Annotated in this window: 23 protein-coding genes and 1 other annotated feature; of the genes, 1 reads left to right on the top strand and 22 read right to left on the bottom strand. The window is 35.9% G+C overall.

The features are described from left to right. Positions 1–41: 41 nt before the first annotated feature. The 12 genes from IEV41_RS04580 to IEV41_RS04525 all read right to left on the bottom strand — a co-directional run bounded on the left by IEV41_RS04580 (position 42) and on the right by IEV41_RS04525 (position 14,170). The gene (locus IEV41_RS04580) at positions 42–728 is read right to left on the bottom strand and encodes a hypothetical protein (protein WP_188387253.1); all 687 of its coding nucleotides are present in this window, start codon (positions 726–728) and stop codon (positions 42–44) included. A gap of 150 nt (positions 729–878) precedes the next feature. Continuing rightward, positions 879–1,847, bottom strand: coding sequence for a YbgA family protein (locus IEV41_RS04575; protein ID WP_188387252.1), 969 nt, complete (start codon positions 1,845–1,847; stop codon positions 879–881). A gap of 84 nt (positions 1,848–1,931) precedes the next feature. Beyond that, the gene (locus tag IEV41_RS20330) at positions 1,932–2,138 is read right to left on the bottom strand and encodes a GrpB family protein (RefSeq protein ID WP_188387251.1); all 207 of its coding nucleotides are present in this window, start codon (positions 2,136–2,138) and stop codon (positions 1,932–1,934) included. A 397-nt stretch (positions 2,139–2,535) separates the two neighbouring features. Next, a complete protein-coding gene (locus IEV41_RS04565) occupies positions 2,536–2,958 on the bottom strand; it encodes an HIT family protein (RefSeq protein WP_239534452.1) in 423 nt (140 codons plus the stop codon). Positions 2,959–3,063: 105 nt separating this feature from the next. After that, a complete protein-coding gene (locus tag IEV41_RS04560; protein WP_188387249.1) occupies positions 3,064–6,153 on the bottom strand; it encodes an SbcC/MukB-like Walker B domain-containing protein in 3,090 nt (1,029 codons plus the stop codon). A gap of 3 nt (positions 6,154–6,156) precedes the next feature. Next, positions 6,157–7,302, bottom strand: a complete 1,146-nt coding sequence (locus IEV41_RS04555; protein ID WP_188387248.1) for an exonuclease SbcCD subunit D — start codon at positions 7,300–7,302, stop codon at positions 6,157–6,159. Between the two features lie 117 nt (positions 7,303–7,419). Beyond that, complete coding sequence (locus IEV41_RS04550; protein WP_188387247.1) at positions 7,420–8,658, bottom strand: cytochrome P450 family protein; 1,239 nt, start codon at positions 8,656–8,658, stop codon at positions 7,420–7,422. 327 nt (positions 8,659–8,985) lie between these two features. Further along, positions 8,986–9,792, bottom strand: a complete 807-nt coding sequence (locus IEV41_RS04545; RefSeq protein ID WP_188387246.1) for a DUF817 domain-containing protein — start codon at positions 9,790–9,792, stop codon at positions 8,986–8,988. A gap of 700 nt (positions 9,793–10,492) precedes the next feature. Beyond that, positions 10,493–11,227 carry a hypothetical protein gene (locus tag IEV41_RS04540; RefSeq protein ID WP_188387245.1) on the bottom strand — a complete coding sequence of 245 codons (735 nt, stop codon included), beginning with the start codon at positions 11,225–11,227 and terminating at the stop codon, positions 10,493–10,495. Between the two features lie 161 nt (positions 11,228–11,388). Continuing rightward, the gene (locus IEV41_RS04535; RefSeq protein WP_188387244.1) at positions 11,389–11,637 is read right to left on the bottom strand and encodes a GlsB/YeaQ/YmgE family stress response membrane protein; all 249 of its coding nucleotides are present in this window, start codon (positions 11,635–11,637) and stop codon (positions 11,389–11,391) included. Positions 11,638–11,795: 158 nt separating this feature from the next. Beyond that, positions 11,796–13,238 (bottom strand): aspartate ammonia-lyase, encoded by a 1,443-nt coding sequence (gene aspA, locus IEV41_RS04530; protein ID WP_188387243.1) that lies wholly within the window; start codon positions 13,236–13,238, stop codon positions 11,796–11,798. 161 nt (positions 13,239–13,399) lie between these two features. Next, the gene (locus IEV41_RS04525; protein WP_188387242.1) at positions 13,400–14,170 is read right to left on the bottom strand and encodes a MerR family transcriptional regulator; all 771 of its coding nucleotides are present in this window, start codon (positions 14,168–14,170) and stop codon (positions 13,400–13,402) included. Positions 14,171–14,260: 90 nt separating this feature from the next. Between IEV41_RS04525 and IEV41_RS04520 the strand changes: the two genes are divergently transcribed. Then, positions 14,261–14,959, top strand: coding sequence for a CPBP family intramembrane glutamic endopeptidase (locus IEV41_RS04520; RefSeq protein ID WP_188387241.1), 699 nt, complete (start codon positions 14,261–14,263; stop codon positions 14,957–14,959). A 101-nt stretch (positions 14,960–15,060) separates the two neighbouring features. Here the strand turns inward: IEV41_RS04520 and IEV41_RS04515 are convergent, their stop codons facing one another. The 10 genes from IEV41_RS04515 to IEV41_RS04470 form a co-directional block, all read right to left on the bottom strand. Next, positions 15,061–15,687 (bottom strand): LysE family translocator, encoded by a 627-nt coding sequence (locus IEV41_RS04515; protein WP_188387240.1) that lies wholly within the window; start codon positions 15,685–15,687, stop codon positions 15,061–15,063. 124 nt (positions 15,688–15,811) lie between these two features. Further along, the gene (locus IEV41_RS04510) at positions 15,812–17,062 is read right to left on the bottom strand and encodes a DUF1015 domain-containing protein (RefSeq protein ID WP_188387239.1); all 1,251 of its coding nucleotides are present in this window, start codon (positions 17,060–17,062) and stop codon (positions 15,812–15,814) included. Positions 17,063–17,080: 18 nt separating this feature from the next. Continuing rightward, on the bottom strand, positions 17,081–18,247 hold the full coding sequence (locus IEV41_RS04505) for a 3-phosphoglycerate dehydrogenase family protein (protein ID WP_188387238.1): 1,167 nt from the start codon (positions 18,245–18,247) through the stop codon (positions 17,081–17,083). 18 nt (positions 18,248–18,265) lie between these two features. After that, a complete protein-coding gene (gene serC / locus IEV41_RS04500; protein WP_188387237.1) occupies positions 18,266–19,348 on the bottom strand; it encodes a 3-phosphoserine/phosphohydroxythreonine transaminase in 1,083 nt (360 codons plus the stop codon). A 149-nt stretch (positions 19,349–19,497) separates the two neighbouring features. After that, on the bottom strand, positions 19,498–21,126 hold the full coding sequence (metG, locus tag IEV41_RS04495) for a methionine--tRNA ligase (RefSeq protein WP_188387236.1): 1,629 nt from the start codon (positions 21,124–21,126) through the stop codon (positions 19,498–19,500). 59 nt (positions 21,127–21,185) lie between these two features. Next, positions 21,186–21,454: a binding site (T-box leader), on the bottom strand. A 46-nt stretch (positions 21,455–21,500) separates the two neighbouring features. After that, on the bottom strand, positions 21,501–22,748 hold the full coding sequence (ilvA, locus tag IEV41_RS04490; RefSeq protein ID WP_188387235.1) for a threonine ammonia-lyase IlvA: 1,248 nt from the start codon (positions 22,746–22,748) through the stop codon (positions 21,501–21,503). Positions 22,749–22,864: 116 nt separating this feature from the next. Continuing rightward, positions 22,865–23,332, bottom strand: coding sequence for a DUF4829 domain-containing protein (locus tag IEV41_RS04485; protein ID WP_188387234.1), 468 nt, complete (start codon positions 23,330–23,332; stop codon positions 22,865–22,867). Then, positions 23,332–23,829, bottom strand: a complete 498-nt coding sequence (locus IEV41_RS04480; protein ID WP_188387233.1) for a GNAT family N-acetyltransferase — start codon at positions 23,827–23,829, stop codon at positions 23,332–23,334. Before IEV41_RS04480 ends, IEV41_RS04485 begins: the two co-directional genes overlap by 1 nt. 13 nt (positions 23,830–23,842) lie before the next feature. Beyond that, positions 23,843–24,274, bottom strand: a complete 432-nt coding sequence (locus IEV41_RS04475; protein ID WP_188387232.1) for a GNAT family N-acetyltransferase — start codon at positions 24,272–24,274, stop codon at positions 23,843–23,845. Between the two features lie 47 nt (positions 24,275–24,321). After that, complete coding sequence (locus IEV41_RS04470; RefSeq protein WP_188387231.1) at positions 24,322–25,317, bottom strand: S66 family peptidase; 996 nt, start codon at positions 25,315–25,317, stop codon at positions 24,322–24,324. Between the last annotated feature and the right edge of the window lie 41 nt (positions 25,318–25,358).

The raw sequence follows: 25,358 nt of genomic DNA, 5'->3' as shown, positions 1-25,358 counted from the left end.
CCATTTCATTTGAAGTGGGGGTTTTTACTATTGAGTCGTATTTATTGTTTGAGTAAACCTGTTACAATATGACGGTAAAGAGCTATATCAAGACCTGTATTCTGTACGATATCAATCGAAACAAATCCTATCTCTGCAGCATGCTGTAAGTATTCCTTCTTTAGCTGGTTCATCTTCCCTCTACTTTCACGGGCATTTCCAACAGTTACAGACTCTAAACAACTAATCATTTCATCTACCGTTTTCAAATAATTTTTTTTAGCATCCGCTAATTGTTGAAGCTCATTTTTATTTGAAACAGTAACTTGTTGCAAGAGTGCTTGAGATTCATAAATCAATTCTTCTATTTTCGGATTAAACTGTTTTACTTGATTTTGAAGAACACCGTGCACTACCTTTATTTCTGAGTCTGTCATCTTATCGTATAACAAGAATTCTGCATTTCCAATTCCATGATCATACATTAAAATAGCCTTATTAAAAAGTGCGATTACAATAGCTAATTGATATTCTGGCTGAAGCATCTGGAATTTATCTAAATCTTTTAATCGTATGTCTTCTATTTTCCCAACTGTATCTTCTTTTTCTTGCGTCTTAGGCTCTTCTTTTTGTTTCTCTTCTTTCTTTGGTTCAAGTGCTTTCATTCCACCTTTTTCCGCATTTGAGCTGCATGCTATTAATCCAGTAGTTAAGAGTATACACATTAATATGCTGAAAAGTTTTTTCATGAATCCCATCCTTCATGGTGAATTTTCTCGCTGTTATACAATGTGTATGCTTATGATAAGTAATGTTGTTAGTCCTGATACGAAAAATACCGAACACATAGAGCCCTCATCAGGCTACTTGCGGTCGGTATTTTTTGTTCCTTAAAACCGTCAATAATCGCGTCCTTTTCCAGAGTCGCTAATTGCTACAAGATCTTCTGGATACGGCTGAAAGTATGTTTGGCTTTTTAAATACGTATTATTAAAACGTAATGTCCAAGATTTCAATAGTGATGTTAGTGTACTTAACGGTAATTTCTTTTTCACATACTTATCTAGTAGAGATAAAAAATGTATTCGTTCGTCTTGATGTAATTGTTTAGAGAAGTAGCCGAAAATATGTTGGCATACATTCACATGTGATGTATATCGTGCAGACCGAGCAAATAACTCGTACAGTTTGTTTTCATAAAGAGACGTAACGACTACAATATCTTTCTGTTCATGGTTCGCAACAATCCTACCTAATTCTTTCAGTCGTGTTTGGTTATATGCCATAAATAGGTATTTATTATTAGAATGAAAGCTCAATAATTTTTTCAGTGTTGGCGCATGCTTAATCTCACGAAATGATGCTAGTGTAAATAATTTAGTAAAATAGTGCTCTCGAATCGTAAAATTCTTTAAACGTCCTTCTTCTTCAACTGCTAAATGTCCGTATGTATCAAGAACTTTTCCACCAAACAACCCGCTCCCTTTCTCTGACATCGCTCCTTTTTGTGTACCTTTATATACTTTTACCTCACGTATTCCGCAACTAGGAGATCTATTTTTCAACAGGAAGCCATCTACTTCAGGAAGCGATTGCAAGAATGTATCCGAGAATGTATTCATCTCATCTGTCACATCTTTTCCAGTTGAAGGTTGAATAAGTCGTATTTCACTGCTTTCAGATATGATTCTAATTGTTTCGCGTGGTATCCCTAATCCAATTTCCACCTCTGGACAAACCGGAATAAATGTAACAAACGGCCTGAGACTTTTTACGGTTTCATCAAAGATTACATCACCGTTATAACGACACGCTTCAAACTCAAGGCATTTGCTAACGACAACTGTAGGCGTTGAAAATTCATTCATATAGTTCCTCCATTATTTTTGTGCATAATTAGTTCTATCATAGTGTAACCAATACAGTAACACAAATAATGGGAAATGTTTAAGTCATCGTTTCGTTGCTTTTTGAAGAATTTCTTGAATGAAAGGGCCTTTTAATTTTGTATAAACAATTCTATCATGACATGCTGCAAGTTTGAGCTTCAATTGTTCATAAGTACCCCTTGCATCTCTATGTTTTCTTATGTAGTCTCTGAATGTAATAATATCTTTCCATTCCTTATTTTCTGTTCGGATTATATGTTTCCAATACAACAAATGAAGACACTATCACTCACGTCCCTTTCAAAAATAGTACCTATTAATATTTAATTAATAGGTACTTGTTTGTCATATAAACAACCATTTATTTCATAATCAGCATATCACCAGTTCCAAACGATGAATTTAACATAGTATGTTAATGTGATAAGGGACAGACCTTACTAGACACAAATACTTATGTATAGGGGGTTATGAAGATGGGAAAAAAACATGATAGCAAAAAATCTAAACGCAGCAAAGATAAAAGCAAAGACAAAAGAAAGAAAAAGAAATGCCGTAAATAGCTAAACTCTTTTATCTACTTTCGAAAGAAGTCTTCATATTCTCATACACATATAAGTTAATAAGAATAGAGACTTCTTTCTACTTATCTATGTAATGAATTTGTTTACAGTACATTTTTTACATATAAATATAAGGATTCAAAATCCCTTTCGGTCATCTCAAAATTAGGCTCAACCCAACTGAAACCATCATCTTTGAATCGTGATACGATATGCATATGATAGTGATCTACATCTTTGAAAATACCGTTATTTTGCATGAATGTTACACCATCTGCATCTAGTAACTTTTCTAAGGCTATACCTATCTTTTGGGATGCGAGAGCTACTTCCTGAAGTGTAATAGCATCTAGTTCACTAAATTCTACATAATGTTTCTTAGGAACAACGAGCACATGTCCCTTATTAATAGGGAATTTATCTAAGAAACAACAAACATGTTCATTTTCGTACACAATATATGCTTTTTCTCGCTTCGAAATAATTTCACAAAAAATACAGCTGTTCACATGAATCCTCCTTTTCATTTCAGAAATATATTTCGCCTTTCTTCGTGTTATTTCCTGTTAAAACCCAACAAAAAAGACTGTGTCTCTACAAACATGTAAAGATACAGTCTTTTTTAATAGTAATTATTTCACCACAAACGTCGTTTTACTAAATCCTTCTTTTGTCTTTTTGACTTCTAATACAGCTGGCATTGCATCTTTCAGTTCTTGCACGTGGGAGATGACACCAATTAAACGACCTGCTTGTTGTAACTCAATCAAGGTATCAATAGCTTTGGCAAGCGATTCTTCGTCTAAAGATCCGAATCCTTCGTCGATGAACATCGTTTCAATGGAAATACCACCTTGGAATGCTTGAATGACATCCGCCATGCCTAATGCTAAGCATAGAGAGGCGTTGAATTTCTCTCCACCGGATAATGTTTTTACGTCACGTAATGTTCCCGTGTATGAATCGTACACATCTAAACCTAAGCCACTTTGACGATTACGTTTTTCTACTCGTTCGCTACGTTGTAAAGAGAATTGCCCGTTTGATAACTTATGTAGACGGAGGTTTGCTGCTTCGATGATTTGTTCTAAGTATTCAATGAGAATATAACGTTCAAAGGAGATACGGCTTTCATTGTTCCCTTTAATGACTTCGTATAGGTCAATTACTTGTTGATATACTTTTTCTTCGTCATAAATATTTGTATTAACAGCCTTTATATTCGTATTTAATTCTTTCATGGCCTGAATGAGGTTCTCTGTACGTAAATATAATTCTTTTTTAATATCGAGTTCAATGCTTGTTTGCTCAATTTTTTCTTGAAGAGCGGATACATCTGCCCACTGTGCTTCTTTTACATCACCTTTTAGTTGTTCCATTGTAGCTAGTACCTTTTGAAGTGTTGTACGATAGTTTTCAATTGTTTGTTTCAATGTTTCTTTTTCTACGTTTGTACGTTTTGCGGCTGAATATGCTACGTCATCCGTGAACTTCGCTTTTTCTAGCTCTTGGAGGAATCGTTGTTGCTCTTTAGTATGTTTATCTGTTGCTACTGTTACTTCTTTTTGTCCATGTTCGTAATCAGCTTGAATACGAATGTTTCGTTGCATTGTTTGTTCATACACTTGCTGAACGTGTTGCCATGCTTGTAGAAGCTGTTGTAAGGATGCTTGTACATGGTGATACGCCTCTTGCCATTCATTTAATGTTGTCATGCTTTCTGGAAGTTGCTTTATATCCATCTTGTATGACGTTTCGTGTTGAACGAGTTGTAATTTCAATTCTTGTAATGTTTGTTGGTATTTTTGTTGCTCTCTTAGGCTATGTTCTAGTACCTTTTCTATATGTGAAAGTTCTTCACGTAATGTATTGACGCGTTCTACATCTTGTTCAAGTGTTTGAACTTCTTTGCCGATCGTTTTCCCTTGTTCTACGACATCGTTCCATATTGAGTCGATATCTTCATGGCTATATCCAAAATCTTTTAGTTCTTGCTGTAATTCACGAAGATTTGATTCAATCTGTGTTTTTGTTGCTGATAACGCTAAAAATTGTTTTTCTGTTGCATCTCTTTTCTCTTTTGCTGCCGCTAACACTGGTTTGTCAATAACGTTACCGTGAGAAGTTGCTTTTGATGGGTGTTCCGTGCTGCCACAAACAGGGCATAATTCCCCATGTTTTAAGTGAACAGCTAACATGCTTGCTTGCCCTTCAAGCCATTCGTTTTCTAATACGTCATATTTTTTCATTGCTTGTTCATATTGTGCTTGAAGTTGTACATAGTTTGTATACGTTTCTTGTCCCTTCTTATACTCCTCGATGTACTTTTTAATAACCTTTCCACCTTGGCGAAGTTTGTGTAGCTCTTCTTGTTTCTTTGTAAGAAGTAAGACACTTTTCTCTTTATCAGCAATTGTTACCTGAAGAGAATGACGTTCTTTTGTCTTTTCTTCGTAACGAAGAGTTTCTACTTTCACTTGTTCTTCAATGGCTTTAATTTGGTTATTTAGGACAGTGATTGTTCGTTCTTTTTCGTGTAACTGCTCGATAATTTCTTTTAAACTAAGTAAATGATCATGTTCTTTTTGTTTCGTTATACGTAGTAGTTCTTTTTGTTTTTCTTCTTCATATTGCTTTGTTACCAATTCTACTTGCTTTGAAAGAATTTCTTTCTCGCTTGTTAAATGTTCTAGCTGTTGCTTCTTTTGGCTTAATTCGTTTGTCGCTTTTCTGAATAATTCTTCATATATCGCAAGAGCTTCCGCTTTTTCTGCTAATAAAAGAGTTTGTTCTTGTTGGCCAATCGTTTCTTGTTGTTGCGTTAACGCTTCATATTCACGTTCTTTATGCTGTAATGCTTCAAGCTGTTGGTTCATCGTCTTCGCATGATGAAGATTTGTTTCTTGTTGCTTTAACAGTAGCTCTTCTTGTTGAATAATATCTTTATCATGATTCATCTTTTCTTCATGACGAGCAATTTCTTCTGCTAATCCTTGTAAAATAGCGTTGCTATTTTTATATTCTTGATTCGCAGCTTGTAGTAACGATGAGTCGTCTTGGAGAGGGAGCTTCGCCACGTTACGGAAATAAATATCACGCTCTGCTTGTTTGCCTTGTAAGCCTTTTTCGAGCTTCTTTCGACGTGTATCTAACAAGTCACGGATTAACTTGTAATGTTCTGTTTTGAACACACGACGCAAAATTTGCTCTTTATTTTCCGTTTCAGATGTTAATAACTTACGGAATTCCCCTTGTGGTAGCATCACAATTTGGCTAAATTGTTCTTTCGTTAGGCCAATTAAATCGTATATTTTATCTTTTACATCATTCACATGAAAACGATCGACTGCTGGAATGTGTTCGCCGTTTTTTACCTCATATAATTCAATACTTCCACCCGTCTCTGTTTTGTTGTTTCCTTTCTTGTGTGGCATCTGACGGACAATATAGTATTCATCGCCTTTTAATGAGAAATGAAGTGCTACAGACGTATGTACTTCTTCGTCAGCAAAGTGACTTCGTAATGTCTTGCTGTCACTACGCTCTTCACCGCTTGCTTCTCCGTACAATGCATAGCTAATAGCATCGAAGATTGTTGTTTTCCCTGCACCTGTATTTCCAGCAATCGCAAATAATAAATTCCCCTCTAATTTGGAAAAATCAATCGTTTCTGCTCCTTTATATGGACCAAATGCCGTCATTTGTAGTTTTAATGGTTTCATTGATTACACCTCGCTTTTTCGCATCTCTTCCACAACTTCAGTAAAGAGATTTTCCTTTTCCTCAGATAGTTCTTCACGTTTCATCTCTTTATAGAACGCTTTAAAGAGTGATAGCTCGTCCATTTTATGACGTTGAATAATTTCTTCTGTTTCTTCTAGCTCTCGCTTCATCATTTGACGTTCTACATGCATCGCATTTGGATAGACAGATCGGATTTTTTCCATTGGATGAAGGACAGGTGTATCATTTTGTAATGTGACAAATACATAGTCTTCTGATGGTGTGTGTTGTAAAATTTCTTCTATGGTTCCTGTAATTCGTCGCATGTCTCGCTTTGGCGTAAACAAACGCTTTTCAAGTACTACTTCACCGTTTTCTTGTAGGTCTACAACATAAAAGCCTTTTTTATGTTTTTCTTCTGAAATCGAATATTTCATTGGAGATCCGGCATAACGAATATTCTCTTGGTAGACGAAATGAGCTTGATGAAGATGTCCTAAGGCAGTGTAATGAAAATGTTTGAAGTATCTAGCATTCACATATTCAGCACCACCTATCGCGAGAGGACGTTCTGATTCACTTGTATTCTCTTCTTTTTCACCAGTCGGTGTGACAAAAGCATGTCCAACGAAGACATGACGTGCGTCTTTATCCATCGTTTCTACTAGTTGATCAACAATGGCTTTCATCGCATCATCATGCGTACGAATATCTTCGTTCTGTAATGCGTAACGTACTTTCCCAGGGTCCGCATAAGGGATTAAGTGAAAATGCACTTCTCCATGCTCATCTGTTCGTTTAATTGTTGTGAGCGGATTACGTAACTCTCCAACAAGATACAACCCTTGCTCCTTCATCATAGACGAACCAAAATCAAGTCGTTGAGGACTATCGTGGTTTCCAGAAATCGCAATAACAGGTGTTTTCAAATCAATGACGATTCGCTTTAATACGTCATCTAGTAATTCAACTGCTTCAATTGGTGGAATTGCTCGGTCGTATAAGTCACCTGCAATAACCACAACGTCTGGCTTTTCTTCTTTTATGTATGTAATAAATTGATCTAATATATGTTGTTGATCATTTGTCATATATACATTATGAATCAACTTGCCTAAATGCCAATCGGCCGTATGAAATATTTTCATCGTATTCCTCCTGCTCGTTCTTATCCTTTTATCATAACAAAAAACAATGGTTATGTATTCATGAAAAAAGCCTTTTATAGGAGAGGATTCCTCGCTATAAAAGGCTTTTTATCTAAATTAAAGGTGCAGTTCTAATTTTTCTAAACCTCTCATCAAATAATTACCTCGCCATTCCACCTCTTTTTCTGCTAGTTGCATGGATGGAAAGCGATTAATCAATGTCTGAACCGCTATTTTCGCTTCTAATTTTGCTAACATAGCACCTAAGCAGAAATGTATTCCCGAACCAAAGGAAAGATGGCGATTGTTCTTCCGCGTAATATCAAAGATGTCTGGGTTATCAAACATCCTTTCATCACGATTAGCAGCAGCGATGGATACAATGATAGGATCTCCCTTTTGGATGTCTTGACCGTGAATCGTCATTGCTTCAGAAGCCCATCTTTCGGTCGCTAATTCAACCGGACTGTAAAAACGTAATGATTCGTCAATTGCAGAATCCAGGAGAGATGGATTATCTTTTAGTAGTTGAAATTGATCTGGATGTTGAAGTAATGCGAGGACTGTGTTTGTAATTAAATTTACTGTTGTTTCATGACCAGCCACAATTAGTAACATTAATGTTGAATATATTTCCTTTTCATTTAACCGTTGTCCGTCTTCTTCTGCAAAGATTAATGTGCTAATTAAATCTTCTTGTGGTTCTTGACGCTTTTGTGCAGTAATAGCACGTAAGTATTCTAGAAATTCTTTTAATAAAATGGCATTTTCGGCTATTTGTTCTGGGTCTTCTGAGGAGTCAATAATCGCATTTGACCATTTTCGGAACTTATCGCGATCTTCTTTCGGAATACCAAGAAGGTCACAAATAACGATAATTGGTAGCGGGAACGAATAGTCATCCACAAGATTGATTGTTTGTTTCAGTTCCACTTTATTCAGCAAGTCGTCTGCAATATGTCGAATTTTTTCTTCGAGCCGTGCAATTGCTTTTGGTGTAAAAGCTTTTTGAGATACTGCTCGTAATCTAGTATGATTTGGTGGGTCTGCATTTAACATGTGATTAAATAAATACTCACTTTCCTCAAATCCAGCTGCAACTAATAGCTCTTCGCCTTCATCTTCTACCGATGCTGTGTGATAGTCTTTACTAATACGAGGATCTTTCAACATTTGCATCGCATCTTCATAACGTGTGAAAAGCCATGCATTTTTATTAAGATAAAACTGGACTGGACACACTGGGTGATGTATCCTTATTTCTTTATACATCTCGTGTGATGAATGTTTAAACTCTGCTGAACAAAGATCTACATACGTTAATAATTCACCTTTTTCTACTTTTTGTAGCAACATGAACGAATCCTCCCATTATACAAGTGAGATACTGTGTTACTAGCCATACAATGTCAATTATAAACTAACTTTGTTACGTCTGTGTAAACAAATGTAAAATCTAGGTTGAGAAAAAATGTGTATAAAAGTAAAGTTTAATAGACTAAATACAAGAAACTTTTATACTTATTGAAGTAAAGAAGACTTGTTGATGATATGAGCGATTATTGATTCATACTAAAAATGACACCTATTTTTTAGTAAGGTGTCATTTTCTCCTTTTATGCAATGGTTATGGGAATGAAAGGAATTTATCTTTTCCATTTTCAAAAAATGTTTAAACGTATACTAATTTAAACTTACTTTAGAAACCTTTCCTTTTTTAGAGGTTGTAGTCTCTTTATAATGAACTCCTTTAAGCTGAGCCACAATCATAATACTAATAACAACTAGTAAGAACCATGAACTAATTTTCCCAATATGGACAAGGCTCCAAGAATCTTGTTGGTTTGGATATTGCCAAGCTCCAAAAAAAGTAGCAATATTCTCTGCAATCCATATAAAGAAACCAATCAGGATAAATGAAATAGGAAGTGACATTTTATATATAGTATTTTGTACTGTAAATTGCACATACGTCTTAAAAAACACAATAAACAGTAGTATAGTCAAGATCCAACGAAAATCTAAAATGAAATGATGTGTAAAAAAATTCAAATAAATCATCGTTCCAAGTGGTATTGTCCAAATAGATTTTGGCCAATGATTCATTTGTAAATTAAATCGTCTCCATGCCTGACAAATATAACTTGCAACACTTGCATACATAAAACCACTGTATAATGGTACTCCAAAAATCTTCGTCCACGCCTCTTCTGGATAGGACCATGAACCAATATTCACTTTATATAGTTCTAATAGTAATCCGATAACATGGAACACACTAATTACCTTTAATTCCTCTTTTGTTTCTAAACTTGTTTTAACCATAAGATATTGCATAATGAGACAAATAAGTAAAATAAAATCATAACGATATAATCCAGGAATGGAGATTATCTTTGAAACAGCTAGTGTTACAAAAATACCTACTGGAAAAATACAAGATAAAGCCTGATGATAACCAAAATAAAAAAGATTTTTTAAATATATCATGTTTTCCCCCTTCTTACAGACCCTAATGACTCTATTACATAAGAATAATCAACATCCATTAATACTTAATGAAAACTCCCTATTTACAATGAATATATTCAAGTTAAGTAACATTATAACTCAATAAAACTTTATTGTAAAACAATAAATTTTTATTGAGTTATTTACGTATGATGAAATAGATTACATCAAAATGAAACCAGCATAGCCCCATCCTACATTTAGAACGGGGCTATGCTGGTTTCATTTTGAATTATTGTTTTTTTAAGTGTGGCTTTCCATTCTACCACGCTTTTTAGCTATATCAGGTAATTCCTTGAATATTTACATGCTTCTTATTTATTTTCTGCAAAACGTAAAAATCTTTTCTTTCCCTTTGTCAACAGTTTGACTTTGCCATTAGCAAATGTATGTAATTGTTTATATTCTAGGTCTAAAATGCTTTAAATCCTTTTCCTTCATCTTCGTTATATAAGCCATCGATTTCAATTATTTCATATGTTGTGAATGGTGATATTAACTGGAAAAATTGATGAAAACAATCGTATTTCCGTTCATCTACTAGGGGGTACTTTACGTCGTCTATATGTTCCTCAGGATAGACAGTCGTATTGTGTTCTCGAGTCGCAAAAACAAGGAGATGAAGTAACTTAATAGAAAAATACTAGCGAAAAGCTCACTAGTATTTCTATTGCTCTCTTTACAGTTTTACTAACGTTAAAGAAGCGCTATTCGCCCCGTCTGCTGAGCAAACATCAATCTGATTCACCCCAACATTACGTACTTGGAATATAGTTCCCTTCGGAATGGTATAAATGCCCGTTCCATTAATTTGAAAAACATGATTTACATCGTCAACGCATGTTGCTCGTGATGCAAAACGACTTTGAGAAAATGGAATTTCAATATCGTTAATGAATAAAGCAACACTATCTGTTTCTGTCACGTTACCATTAGCAATAAATGAAATCGCAAGACTTATTAAATAATCCCCAGCTTCTTCAATTAGAAGTGTGTGATTATTAATACGTGTAATTCCCCCAGCAAGTGGGCCATTTCTTTCAAATGAAATCGAATTATTTTGCGCCACTACTTGATTTACTCGACTCCATACGTTAATGTACGTATGTTTAGAGGGAAAATGACTCTCCTCGCCTATGTCTGTATCTATTTCTTCTCTAGCTGGAACAAAATCTACTTCTGATTCATTATGCACATGTTCCTGCACTTGTTTAACTTGAAATTGCTCCATTATTTGCTCTTGAAATTGTTGGTGCATTTGTATTTGGTGATCTAGTTGCTCTTGTATATATCGCAATTCATTCTTCCATTCAGGTTCATACGCATGTTCATGGATATGTTCGTGCTCATGGGCGTGTTCACACCCGCAACCACAGCCACAACCATGTTTTCTATTCTTTTTTTCTTTCCCCACTATGATGATTCTCCCTTCTCTATTAAATCGCTGTCTATTAAAACAAGTCTCTTTACATATATGTAATATAAAAGAAGAAAGGAACGGCCTTTATCGCTAGAGATACTATTTTATTCCATAAAAAAGGCAAACTCCATATAAGGAATTTGCCTTTTATTCGACTATTTACGCATCATACGCATAATAAAGCTTACGATGAAAATAAGTATAATTGCTCCGATAAGTGCAGGGACAATTGCATATCCACCAATAACCGGCCCCCATACACCGAAGATTAAACCACCTAACCATGCTCCAATGATACCTGCAATAATATTACCAAATATTCCACCAGGAATATCTCTTCCTACAATAAGACTTGCAATCCATCCTAATATACCACCAACAATTAAAGACCAAATAAATGACATATCATTTCCTCCTTTATCTTTTGTGGCATGTAAAAAAACTAATAATGGCTCACCGTTAGTTATGCTTCATGGAAGAGAAATTATGCATAAAAGCATGACAAAGTCGGAAATGATAAAAAAACCTTCTTAAATATATATTCAAGAAGGTTTTATATGCATTATGATGTTGGACGTTGGTGTTCATCTTCTAATAAAGAAGCACCTGAAATACCTGGGTGTGTCATTTCATATGGATCCAAAATGATGTTTAGTTCCTCTTCTGTTAACACATCGTATTGTAGACATAATTCACGGACTGATTTCCCATTTAAAATAGCCTCTCTCGCAATACGTGAAGCTACTTCATATCCAAGATGTGGGTTAACTGCGGTAATAATACCAGCGCTCTTTTCTACGTATTCTTTTAGACGTTCTTCGTTCGCTTCAATCCCTACTAAACAGTAGTCTGTGAATGCACGGAAGCCGTTATTCATAATACTGATTGATTGTAGTAAGTTGAATACTAACACTGGTTCCATTACATTTAATTCTAATTGACCTGCTTCTGATGCTAAGCAAATCGTATGATCGTTTCCGATAACCTGGAATGCAATTTGATTAATCATCTCAGGCATTACTGGATTTACTTTTCCAGGCATAATCGATGAACCTGGTTGACGTGCTGGTAATGAAATTTCTCCTAACCCTGCTCGTGGACCAGATGCCATTAAACGAAGATCGTTCGCAATTTTTGACATATTAATCATACATACTTTCAGTGCTGCAGATACTTCTGTATATGCGTCTGTATTTTGGGTTGCATCTACAAGATGTTCTGCCTTTACAAGTGGTAATCCACTAATTTCCGCTAAATATGTAACAACCTTTTCAATGTACGCTGGGTCTGCATTTAATCCTGTACCGACTGCTGTTGCACCCATATTCACTTCGTATAAGTGATCACGCGTTTGGCTAATACGCTTAATATCACGTGTTAGAGCACGGCTGTATGCAGCAAACTCTTGACCAAGACGAATTGGTACTGCATCTTGAAGATGTGTACGTCCCATTTTAATAACGTGGTCAAACTGTTCTGCTTTCTTTTTAAATACGTTGTTCATATAATGCATTGTATCTAATAACTGCTCTAACACGTTTAATGTTGCAATATGAATTGCTGTTGGGAACGCATCATTTGTTGATTGTGCCATATTTACGTGTGTGTTAGGGCTAATCGTACCGTATAATCCTTTCTCATGACCAAGTATCTCAAGGGCACGGTTTGCAATAACTTCATTTGCATTCATGTTAATTGATGTACCTGCTCCACCTTGAATTGGATCAACGATGAAGTGATCGTGTAGCTTTCCTTCAATAATTTCGTCAGCTGCTTGTACAATTGGGTTTCCAATCCCATCATATAAGTGCTTAATATCCATGTTCGCTTGTGCTGCCGCTTTCTTTACAATTGCAATTGCCTTTATTAATTCATAGTGAATACGGTATCCTGTAATCGGAAAATTCTCTACTGCACGTAACGTTTGAATCCCGTAGTAAGCGTATACAGGAACCTCTTTCGTCCCTAGAAAATCTTTTTCTATTCTCACATTTCCCATTGTCATTTGAACTCTCACCTTTTTTCGTTTCATTTTGCTTCGTCTATAAGTACAACCATTTCATGATTTGTGGAAATACGTGTATCAACTAGTATGTTTCATAAAAATATATGTATCTTGCCTTTACTATAACATTCTCGTTTCCGTTATACCACTATAATACTCTTCTATTCATCATTTCTAGTTGTTTCATTCATATGAAGCATCTGTTCTCCAACTGCTTCCTCTAAAAATAAGATGACTTCTTGTTTAATGGGGTATAAGTTCAGGGATGCAGATTTGTTCTCTGATTTCCGTACTTCCCAAAATTTCTGTTCTAATTCCTTGTCACCGCCAAACATTTCATCTGATAATATGACGACATCTTCTGCGATAATTTGCCCTTCTAGAGAAAATGGGGTGATATTCTTATGCAAGCACAATTCGATACGCCGAATAATATTCATCCATTTTTTAATTGTTGAATCATCTTGTTCCATTTTTGGAAGTTTAGTAGCTAATGCTTTTTGTTCCTCATTACTAAAGTAATCCGACCAGCACTCTGCTTCTTCTTTGTGTTGTAGTTCATTTCGTACTAATGGAATTAAATGTTCCCAGTTCACTTGTCCTTCTATCTTCGAAATATTTAATAGTTCGTTTGTATGAGCAAGTGAAAGTTCTAATTGCTCCTTTTTTTCGTGTAATGACTTTTTGTGTGCGAGTAATAGCTGTTCTGTGGTGATGTTATTTAATAGCTCCTGTATTTCCGATAGAGGTAGTTGTAGATTCTTAAGGATTGTGATTTTTTCAATATGTAATATATCTTCATTTGTGTAATATCTTGTACCATTTTCTTTTCGTATAGACGGAGATGCGAGTTCGATTTCATCATAGTAGCGCAGTGTTCGAACAGTAATATGAAGCTTTTTTGCTACTGATCCTGTTGAGTAATAATCCAAAATAAAATCCCTCCTAAAAAAGTACTTGCAGGTCACGTTACGTAACCTTTTATGCTTACTTTAACACATCAATTATTAGGAGGAATAATAATGAATACTGTCTATTTCAAATCTACTTTATGGTCATGGAAGGAGTTTGTTGTTGTATTAAGCCTTATGTTGATCGTTGTACCGATCTGTATTGAATATGTCTTACAAGAAGTACTTGTCGATTTCTTTCAAAATAACCTCTACTCTGGAACATTCACTGGACTAATTATGAGCATTGTATTTATGACAGGACTATATCTCGTTGCATTACGTCCATCACATTTATCTTGGAGAGAAGTTGGATTAACATCCTTTTCACATCACTATTGGAAAGCTATTATCGGATGGACTATCTTTCTTATCATTGGGTCAATTATTCTTGTAGTTGGTATGGAAATGATCGGGATAACGCATGAAAATAGTAAAACAGAAAGTATACAATCACACGTAACACCTTTTCATTTTCTTATCGCATTTGTTTCAGCAAGTATTATCTCACCTGTATACGAAGAAATCTTATATCGTGGCTTCTTGTACCGCTGGATTCGTATGAGATATGGAGTTATGACAGGAATGATTACGAGTTCACTAATCTTCATGCTCGTGCACATTCCGACTTATAACACCTTACCAGTTAATTTTTTATCTGGTTTAGTTTTTACTTGGACATACGAGAAGACGCAATCCGTTGTTCCAGCTATCATTATACATGGGACTGTGAATGGCATTGGAGTTATCCTTACTACCTTAGCATCTTAGCTGAAATAGTTATTGTCAATTTCTGTACACGAAACACGTGATTTTAGGAATCGATAAATAGAAATACATAAGAAAAGACCTCTTAATTGAGGTCTTTTCTGTCACATCGACGTAGTCAGTAACTTTATTCCAAGTAAAACAAAAATAACCGCCGCTGTTACATTCATGTACATATTAAACTGCGATTTCGCTAGAAAGCGATCTCGGAAAAATCCGGCAAAGTATCCTAATAGTCCAAAGATAATAGCTGTTAATACGATAAAGATAAATCCAAGTATCATCATCTGTGCGGGTACATTCTCATCTTCGTAATTAATGAACTGTGGCAAAAACGTTAAAAAGAAGATTGCCACTTTTGGGTTTAAAATATTCATAAGTAAACCTCGGAAAAACAATGCTTTTGCGTTACTCTTCGTTTGACTCTCCATATTCATTGCATCGCGGCGATGTGTGAATGCTCCGTATGCTAAGTAAAATAAATAAAGCGCCCCAGCTGTTTTAAATATTGTAAAAACAACAACAGATGTTTGTACGATAAGAGACAAACCAAACGCTGCGGCAAGTGTATGTACAATATTTCCGAAGCTTAATCCTAATGCTGTAGCTAGTGCCGCTTTTCTACCATTGGACATGCCTTGAGTAATAGTGAAAATTAGGTCTGGTCCAGGGATAATAATTAACACAATAGCTGTTACTAGGAACATAGACAACGTTGTACTATCAAACATGCCAAAACTCCTCTCAACTTGCAAACTAACTAGTACATACAATCATACACCATTTTATTCTCTTTGTACGAGCAAAATAAAACACCCACGGCTTCATTGGGAAACGGTGGGTGCATAACTCTTCTTATTCTGATAATGAATGAATAAATAGTCCGCTACGTAATTTTGGCTCGAACCATGTTGATTTCGGTGGCATTACTTCCTTCGCATCTGCAATGGCAAATAAATCTTGGATTGCTGTTGGATACATTGAGAATGCTACGGCAGCTTTTCCTGAGTCAACAAGCTTTTCTAATTCTCCTAACCCTCTAATCCCTCCAACAAAGTCAACTCGCTTATCACTACGAGAATCTTGCACGCCTAATATAGGTGTTAGTAATGTGTTTTGTAAAATAGAAACATCTAATCGTTCAACAGGATGAATTCCATCAAATGTTCCTTCTTTTGCTTGTAATTCGTACCACTTCCCATCAACATACATACCAAATGTATGTTGTTCTACCGATTTGTATGGTGTTGATATTGCTTCTTTGACAGTAAATGCTTTCGATACTTGTTCAATGAATTGTGATACAGATAAGCCGTTTAAGTCAGAAACAATGCGATTATAATCTAGTATGTGTAATTCGTTATCCGGGAACATGACAGATAAAAAGTAATTAAACGGTTCGTCCCCCGTATAATTACCTAGCTGTTCACGACGTTTTAAGCCAACTTTTACCGCAGAGGCTGAGCGATGATGACCGTCAGCAATGTATAGAGAATCCACATCTGAGAATGCTAACGTAATTGTTTCTACGACTTTTCTATCATCTATCACCCATACTGTATGTGTGATACTATCATCTGCAGTGAAATCATAGACTGGTTGATTTGTTTGTATCCATTCGTTTAGTACATTTTGTATTTGCTTCTTTTCTCGGTACGTTAAGAAAATAGGTCCTGTATGCGCATCGCACGTATCAACATGGCGGATACGGTCTACTTCCTTCTCTGGGCGCGTATGTTCATGTTTCTTAATGACACCTTCCATATATTCATCGACAGACGTACACCCAACAAGTCCAGTTTGTGTACGTCCATCCATTGTTAATTGATAAATGTATAAGGACTCTTCTGTATCTTGGACAAGAATATGTTTCTCTATTAACGTCTGTAAGTTTTCTTTTGCTTTCTCGTATACTTTGTCGTCATACAGTGAAATAGAAGAATCTAAATCTACTTCTGCTTTATCTACATGTAAAAATGAATAAGGATTGTCCTTTACTACTTCACGTGCTTCGTCACTATTTAATACATCGTATGGCAATGCTGCTACTTGTGCGGCAAGCTCCCGTACAGGGCGAATTGCCTTAAAAGGTTTTACTGTTACCACTAAACACCATTCCTTTCTTTAAAGAACCCTTGCTGCAATAATTCCTTCAATCGCATGAATTTTATCTAAATGAATCTCTTCATTTAAGTGATTATCAATATCAATAATAGTATATGCAAATGCACCTCTACTACCATTAATCATGTTCGCAATGTTAATGTTATTTGCAGCTAGTACACTCGTAATCTGTCCGACCATGTTCGGAATATTTTTGTGTGCAATTGTAATGCGACGCTTTCCGATATACGGTAATTCAATATTTGGATAGTTGACGGAATGACGAATGTTCCCCGTTTCTAAGAAGCTTTTCAGTTGCTTTGCAGCCATTAATGCACAGTTTTCTTCTGATTCATACGTAGAAGCACCAAGGTGTGGAATTGGAATAACATTTTTCATGGTTAGAACATTATCGTTTGGGAAATCCGTTACATATGTCGCCACTGTACCATCTTCAATCGCCTCTTGCAATGCTTTTTCATCAACCAATTCTCCACGAGAAAAATTCAAAATGCGCATTCCTTTTTTCATTTGTGAAAACGTCATTCTATTGAACATTTCTTTTGTTTGTTCATTTAATGGAACATGCACAGTAATGTAGTCACACGTTGCATATAATTGCTCTAATGTCGTTGCACGTTGTACATTGCGAGATAATGCCCATGCCGTTTCTACTGAGACATATGGGTCATATCCCATAACATCCATTTCAAGCGCTAATAAGTCATTAGCAATTAGTGCTCCAATTGCACCAAGTCCGATAATACCGACTGTTTTGCCTCGCAACTCTGTTCCGACATACTCTTTCTTACCAGCTTCTACTAATTGTGGAACGAGTTCTCCGTTTCCTTGTAGCGATTTCGCCCATAGTACACCGTCCACTAAGTTTCGAGAAGATAGTAACAAACTCGCAATAACAAGTTCTTTCACCGCATTTGCATTTGCTCCTGGTGTATTAAAGACAACAATTCCTTTTTCAGCATACGCTTCAGTCGGAATATTGTTTACTCCCGCCCCTGCTCTAGCTACTGCTTTCAAGTTAGTAGGTAGGTCTAAATCATGCATGTAGAAACTACGAACGAGAATGCCATCTGGATTTTCGTGGTTGTTCGTTACTTCATATTGATCTTTCGGAAATACATTCACACCACAAGGTGCAATATTGTTTAACGTTTGAATATGAAACACGTGCAGATCCCCCTATAGTTAACGATTGTTATATTCGAATTTTTTCATGATATCTACTAATGCTTGAACGCCTTCTATTGGCATTGCGTTGTATATACTTGCGCGCATCCCACCTACAGAACGGTGTCCTTTTAAGCTTTCTAGCCCATTAACTTTTGCTTCTTTCAAAAATTGATTGTTTAGTTCGTCTGATGGCGTTGTGAACGGGATATTCATAAGGGAACGATCTTTTACCGCCACTGGAGAGCTAAATAGTGCAGATTCATCGATGAAGCCATATAGTAATTTCGCTTTTTCATGGTTTTGCTTTTCTATTTCTTGAACGCCACCTAAATCTCGTAACCACTCAAATACTAGCTTCGCGATGTAAATGCTATACGTTGGTGGTGTATTATACATAGATTGTGCCTTCACGTGCGTTGAATAATCCAACATAACTGGACAATCCGCTCCTGCTTTTCCTATCAAATCTTCTCGGACAATGATAACTGTTAACCCTGCTGGTCCGATGTTTTTCTGTGCGCCAGCATAGATTAAGCCAAATTTCGGTACATCGTAGTGCTCGGATAAAATATTTGATGACATATCCGCTACGAGTGGAATAGACTTTGTATCTGGCAAGCTAGTAAAACGTGTGCCTTCAATTGTATTGTTTGTTGTAATATGCACATAGTCAGCGTCATCATCCCATGTCATGTCTGTTAGGTTAGGAATATAAGAGAAATTTTTATCTTCTGAAGACGCGACAACTCGAACATTACCGTATTTCTTTGCTTCTGCGATGGCTTTTTTCGACCATGTTCCTGTGTGAATGAAATCTGCTTTTTTACTTGTTGTTAATAAGTTGAGAGGTATCATTGAAAACTGTAAAGAGGCTCCACCTTGAAGGAATAGTACTTTATAGTTTTGTGGAATGTTCATTAGTGTGCGTAACAATTGTTCTGCTTCTTCTATTATGTTCATATACGCACTTGAGCGATGGCTCATTTCCATTACAGACATACCTGTATTTTCGTAGTTGAGTAATTGGTGCTGTGCCTTTTCTAAGACTGGTAGTGGTAGCATAGATGGGCCAGCTGAAAAATTGAATACTCTGCTCACGTAAATTTCCTCCTATTATGAACTTATCAGAAAATTTAAATAAAAACTAAGATTTCTGAATTATACCCCAAATATGTAGTACGGTCAATGAGCAGATGTATAGTCAAAGGTAAAAACATCGTTTATTTCTGCTTTTTCCTTTGTTTTTGTTACTTTTCTTCTAATCTTCTTCGCTCTTCTTCGATTTTTCCTATATCAATCCGTTCAAATAGGATAGTAATGTTCGGGATTTGCTTCTCTTCTATTTGGATATATCTCCATACTAGATTTTCTATACGGAGAATATGTTGGATTTCTGCTGTAGAAAAAGGTAAAAATGGGGCTAATAATTGCGACAGATTTGCAATTATTTGGACACATGTAAATATTGTGTTATCACAGCTTTCCTTCGCATCTTTTATCTGTTTCCATGGTTGCCTCTCATCAAAATATTTGTTTGCTTGGCGAATGAAAGTAAAAATATTTTCGAGTGCTTTTTTCACATGTGTACGTTCTAATTCTTGGCCAGTTTCTTGATATAAGTTTTTAATTGTTTGTTCCAAGTTTGCATCCATCTTCCCTTGTGGAATCGTATTGCTGTAATACTTCTCCATGAATTTCAGTGTACGATTCACAAAATTCCCAAACGCTCCAAGTAATTCGCTGTTGTGGCTGTATATAAATTCTCGCCAGGAAAAGTCTGTATCACGTCCTTCTGGTGCATTTATCGTCAAGAAGTAGCGAATAGAATCTGGATGATAGCGTTCTACCATATCAGGAACCCATACAGCCCAGTTACGACTCGTTGATAACTTTTTCTTCTCTATGGTTAAATATTCATTCGATACAATATGTGTTGGTAATGCTTCGCCCTCTATCCCTAGAAGGATTGCTGGCCAAATAATTGTATGGAACGGGATATTGTCCTTACCGTGTACATAATACCTTTTGGCTGCTCCGTTCCAAAATGGTATGACATCATTTCCAGTACGTTCGGCCCATCTCTTACTTGCTGAATAATAGCCAGCAACTGCTTCAATCCATACGTATACTTTCTTTTCCTCAAAACCTTCAACTGGAACAGAAACACCTACTGGTAAATCACGTGTCGCAGCCCGATCATGTAACCCTTCTTTTACATAACGCTCGGTTAGTTGGATTGCATTGTCTCGCCATGCACCTATTTTTTTTCGTTCTTGTACGTATCGCTCTAATTCTTGCTGAAACGTAGATAAGCGGAAGTATAAATGTTCATTCTCTTGTATCGTTGGGGTGTTTCCACATAGTTTACACGTCTTATCAATTAACTCAACTGGATCAAGAATGGCAGAACAATCATCACATTGATCGCCACGCGCTTTATTCCTACAATGTGGACAAATCCCTTCTACATAACGATCTGGGAGAAATTGTGTACACGTATCACAATATACCTGCTCTATTTCTTTTTTGTATAAATGATTATTATGATGAAGTGTTCTAACAATCTCTTGAACAATTTCATGATGCTGTATATCATCTGTTCGACTATAACAATCATATGAGAAACCAAGTAACGCAAAACATCGCTCAAATTCTTCATGGTAACGAGTTGCGATTTCTTCTACTGATACTCCTTCTTCTTTCGCACGAATTGTAATAGGTGTACCATTACAATCACTTCCTGATACATATAATACGTTATCACCTTTCTGACGATAATATCTCGCTAAAATATCCCCAGGTAACAAACTCGCAATATGACCTAAATGTAGGGAACCATTTGCGTATGGCCAAGCTCCTCCAATAAAAATATTCATCTTAAAAAACCTCCTATTATTTTGTAAAATAAAAAAAGTCTCGTCCTCAACAATTACTTGTTAAGGACGAGACTTTTGCTCGTGGTACCACCTTGGTTTATTCACCATTCACATGATGAACCTCTATAAGTACGGAATGCAACGATTCGATACTCTGACTTTGATAACGAGGGTCAAATCTCGGCGCAGCCTACTTATATCAATTTGATACATTCAGTACGCGGTTCAGAGGCCATGTTCAGGTTGGTTTTTCTTTGCTTCCTCACACCAGTTAGAAGCTCTCTGAAAAAGAAATAATCCACCTTACTCTTCTCTTCAATACCTTTATATATTGTACGTATTATATCCAATTCCGGAACTTTGAGTCAACCTATTCAGACTAAAAGGTTGAATAATGTAGGATCATGATTAATTTCCGTATATTGAATTCGATATGTTTCCATTCGGTCAATTAATGCTTTGTAATCATGCTTATGTTGTAATTCGATACCTACTAATGCTGGTCCACTTGATTTATTCGTCTTTTTCGTATATTCAAAGCGAGTAATATCAACATTTGGTCCTAATACGTTATCAAGAAATTCACGAAGTGCACCTGCACGTTGTGGGAAATTAATGATGAAATAATGTTTCATTCCTTCATAAATAAGCGAACGCTCTTTCATTTCTTGCATACGATCAATATCATTATTTCCACCACTAATGATACATACAACGTTCTTCCCTTTAATTTCTTCTTGATAAAAGTCTAATGCAGCAATAGAAAGCGCCCCAGCTGGTTCTGCTACAATAGCCGACTGATTATATAAGTCTAAGATAGTTGTACACACTTTTCCTTCTGGAACGATAATAATATCATCTAATACATCTTGGCATATTTGGAAGGTAAGCTTCCCTACTTGCTTTACTGCGGCACCATCCACAAATTTATCAATTTCTTCTAATGTCACAACTTCATTCTGATCAAACGATGCTTGCATGGAAGCAGCTCCAGCTGGCTCTACACCAATTACTTTTGTTAGCGGACTTGCACTTTTCATGTATGTTCCTACACCAGCTGATAGCCCACCACCACCAATACTAGCGAATACATAATCTACTGGCTTTTCTGCGTCATGCAAAATTTCTAATCCAACTGTTCCTTGTCCTGCAATGACGTTCATATCATCAAATGGATGAATAAATGTCATATGATGTTCTTTACAATAGCTCATTGCTTCGTAAAATGAGCTATCGAATGTATCACCGGCGAGGATTACTTCTACTGCATCACCGCCGAAGAATTTTACTTGTGAAACTTTTTGATTTGGTGTCGTCGTTGGCATAAAGATTTTCGCTGGAATACGTAGTAAGTTGCACGTATATGCTACACCTTGAGCATGATTGCCCGCACTTGCACAGACAACGCCTGTTTCTAGTTCTACATCTGGTAATGATTTAATACAGTTATATGCACCACGAATTTTGAATGAACGTACAATCTGTAAATCTTCACGCTTTATGTACACGTTACACTTATAACGATTTGACAATACTTCGTTATATTCAAGAGGTGTCTTTCGAACGACGTCTTTTAATTGATTGTATGCAACAAGAATATCTTCTACCTTTACTTTGTCCATTTTATCCCCATCCTTATCTTCTAGCTAATGTATATTTTATATATTATACATTATTATCTGAAAAATAAGAATATTTTATTCTACACTCTTCGGGTGCAGTTATTTACATAATAATATTATTGCCCTTGCCCACCGATTAGCCAAGGACTATCTTCGCTGTCACGGATAACTACAAAGGATATATCATGTACTCCATTTGTCAAAGGTTCAATGTTTTCATCCTTATACGTAACTTCATAGGTTACATCATATGCCTTGATATTTTCTTTTGTAATACCTTGCGTTTTTCCAGGACCGTATTTCAAGTAGCCTTCTGTCATGCGATTCGTTACGTCTTCTTTAATATAGCGCAGTTTAATTGATTCTACATTATCAAGCCTAAAGTCACTTATTTCTTCATAATACAAAGCATTTAATTTCTCGACATTCCGTTCGTTCTTATATTTAAAATAATCTTCTATTACTTTTTGAGGATTCTTATTAATGACTTCTTTGTTAGTCGCTTCTGTGTCACCTTCTTTTGCCCATCCAAAGAAAACGCCGAGCATCATAGACAAAATACCTAGTATAATAATTTTTCTCATCAAAAATCACCTTCACTTATTGTGATTCTTTTCATTGTCCAAGAGGTCCCCTCTATTCCAACTCGTTCAAAGCCTAACTTCTCGTATAAACGAATAGCATCTTTATTTTTCGAATCAACACTCAATGACAGTGCCGAATATCCATCTAGTCGTGCTTCTTGTATCATTGCTTTCATTAACAGATGTCCAATACCTTGCTGTCGAAATGCAGGTAAAATCGCAATGCCTAGCTCTGGTGTGCTGTCATTTATAAAACCATATCCTTTGTTCGGTTCATCAAATAGCCGGTACCATACAGCTCCTACTAGTTCATTATTCTTCACGGCTACTAAAGCTTTATCACCAATTCTTCCCCAATCTTCATTGTATTTCTTCAGCGCAGGAGTATGAAGTAATTCTTCTTTCGGTGGTTTATTTTGTTCAATATGAATAGATTCATAGTGCATATCCATGAGAAAATCAAGTTCTTTGTTTCTTAATTCTCTTATTGAAATCATGACATCACTCTCCTCATAATGTAAGCAACAGTACTTTTTTGTCATAGTGATCCAAACACCAGTGATACTTCTTTATGATGATATTGTTAATCGTTTTATGCTTGTAATCAACTTCTTTAAAACCAAACTTTTCATAAAAGGAACGCAGCTCTTCAAACGGTAGACAATATACTTCTTTCAAGTTACTATTCTTCGTTTCTTGTACTAAAGAATCAACTAATTCATATGCAAGGGAAATCCCTCTAAATGCTTCTAAAACATAGATTCCACCAATCTCAGCTTCGTCCTCATTTACATACAAAATCCTTCCAAGGCCTGCATATTCCTCCTTGTATGTCACAATAGCAATTCGTTCATTTTCAAGATAACTTGGCATAAAATCAACTTTCTTATATTGCTCATTTATCCATTCAAGATCATTGTTTGTTGCCCATACTATCGCCATTTATTCACCTCCCTATATTTAATAGTTTACATAATATTATTATCATCTTATAACCATTTATCCAGAATAGTTACCTTTTTATTTGTTGAATCTAGTTCTACTTTACTGCCTATCGGAACAGTTAACATCGGATGTGTATGGCAACAATCGAAGTCTGCTAGAAACGGGATCTTCGTATCTCCTAATACTTCTAATAAAATTTCATATGGCTGTCTATTCGTACCATTATCGATGAATTGCTCGTGTTTTCCAAGGATAATACCCGATACCTTCTCAAATACTCCATTCACCTTTAATAACGAAAAACTTCGTTCAATTGTAGCGGCATCTTTCATCGTATCTTCAATGAAAAGAATATCGCCTTTCTTTATTTCTGGCATATACTCACTCCCCCAAATACCTCCTATCGTATTTAAATTACCTCCTATTAATCTACCAGTTGTTTTTCCTTCGATAACAGAGATCCAATCATTTTTTATGCGTTCTTTCTCTTTTGTCTTTTCTTCCCAATTAGCACGTTCATCCGTCCAATACAGTGGTTTTTTGAAGGAATATGGTACAACTTGTTCTTCTACTAGAATGTCATGGAAATATTCATACGTATCATGAACAAATGGTTCAAACTCGCCAAATGAAGGAACTAATGCAGGGCCATAAAACGTCTGAATCCCTGTTTTTGCATAAATACCAAGTAAGATGGCCGTTACATCTGAATAGCCAATCATAATTTTGGGGTTCTTTTTAAATGCTTCGTAATCGATATACGGTAATAAGGAATTAGAATTCATGCCACCTATCGTCGACATGATACATTTTATCTCTGGGTTACGTATTAGTTCATTTAATTCTTCGACTCGCTCTTGAATACTACCAGAACGATAGTGATTATGCTTCCCTGTTAAAGTACCTTCTACGATAGTAAATCCCTTCTCCTTTAAAAATTGCTTTGCTCGTTCAAATCGTTTTGGTGCTGTGTATGTTGCAGGTGATGATGGAGAGTAAATACCAATTGCATCTCCTCTTTGTAACGTACTAAGCTTCATTGTTACGCCTCCATTTATTCTTAATTTCATAATTATTAGTA

Source organism: Priestia taiwanensis, assembly GCF_014638355.1.
Taxonomy (GTDB): Bacteria; Bacillota; Bacilli; order Bacillales; family Bacillaceae_G; genus Priestia_D; species Priestia_D taiwanensis.
This window is presented reverse-complemented; position numbering and strand designations above follow the sequence as displayed.

Coding starts and splice junctions, on each gene's coding strand:
- IEV41_RS04560 (WP_188387249.1), bottom strand. CDS start 6,153: ATGAAACCATTAAAACTACAAATGACGGCATTTGGTCCATATAAAGGA.
- IEV41_RS04565 (WP_239534452.1), bottom strand. CDS start 2,958: ATGAAAAGGAGGATTCATGTGAACAGCTGTATTTTTTGTGAAATTATT.
- IEV41_RS04485 (WP_188387234.1), bottom strand. CDS start 23,332: ATGAGAAAAATTATTATACTAGGTATTTTGTCTATGATGCTCGGCGTT.
- IEV41_RS04545 (WP_188387246.1), bottom strand. CDS start 9,792: ATGATATATTTAAAAAATCTTTTTTATTTTGGTTATCATCAGGCTTTA.
- ilvA (WP_188387235.1), bottom strand. CDS start 22,748: ATGGACAAAGTAAAGGTAGAAGATATTCTTGTTGCATACAATCAATTA.
- IEV41_RS04475 (WP_188387232.1), bottom strand. CDS start 24,274: ATGGCGATAGTATGGGCAACAAACAATGATCTTGAATGGATAAATGAG.
- metG (WP_188387236.1), bottom strand. CDS start 21,126: ATGAATATTTTTATTGGAGGAGCTTGGCCATACGCAAATGGTTCCCTA.
- IEV41_RS04550 (WP_188387247.1), bottom strand. CDS start 8,658: ATGTTGCTACAAAAAGTAGAAAAAGGTGAATTATTAACGTATGTAGAT.
- IEV41_RS04520 (WP_188387241.1), top strand. CDS start 14,261: ATGAATACTGTCTATTTCAAATCTACTTTATGGTCATGGAAGGAGTTT.
- aspA (WP_188387243.1), bottom strand. CDS start 13,238: ATGACAATGGGAAATGTGAGAATAGAAAAAGATTTTCTAGGGACGAAA.
- IEV41_RS04535 (WP_188387244.1), bottom strand. CDS start 11,637: ATGTCATTTATTTGGTCTTTAATTGTTGGTGGTATATTAGGATGGATT.
- IEV41_RS04470 (WP_188387231.1), bottom strand. CDS start 25,317: ATGAAGCTTAGTACGTTACAAAGAGGAGATGCAATTGGTATTTACTCT.
- IEV41_RS04480 (WP_188387233.1), bottom strand. CDS start 23,829: ATGATTTCAATAAGAGAATTAAGAAACAAAGAACTTGATTTTCTCATG.
- IEV41_RS04555 (WP_188387248.1), bottom strand. CDS start 7,302: ATGAAAATATTTCATACGGCCGATTGGCATTTAGGCAAGTTGATTCAT.
- IEV41_RS04580 (WP_188387253.1), bottom strand. CDS start 728: ATGAAAAAACTTTTCAGCATATTAATGTGTATACTCTTAACTACTGGA.
- IEV41_RS04515 (WP_188387240.1), bottom strand. CDS start 15,687: ATGTTTGATAGTACAACGTTGTCTATGTTCCTAGTAACAGCTATTGTG.
- IEV41_RS04575 (WP_188387252.1), bottom strand. CDS start 1,847: ATGAATGAATTTTCAACGCCTACAGTTGTCGTTAGCAAATGCCTTGAG.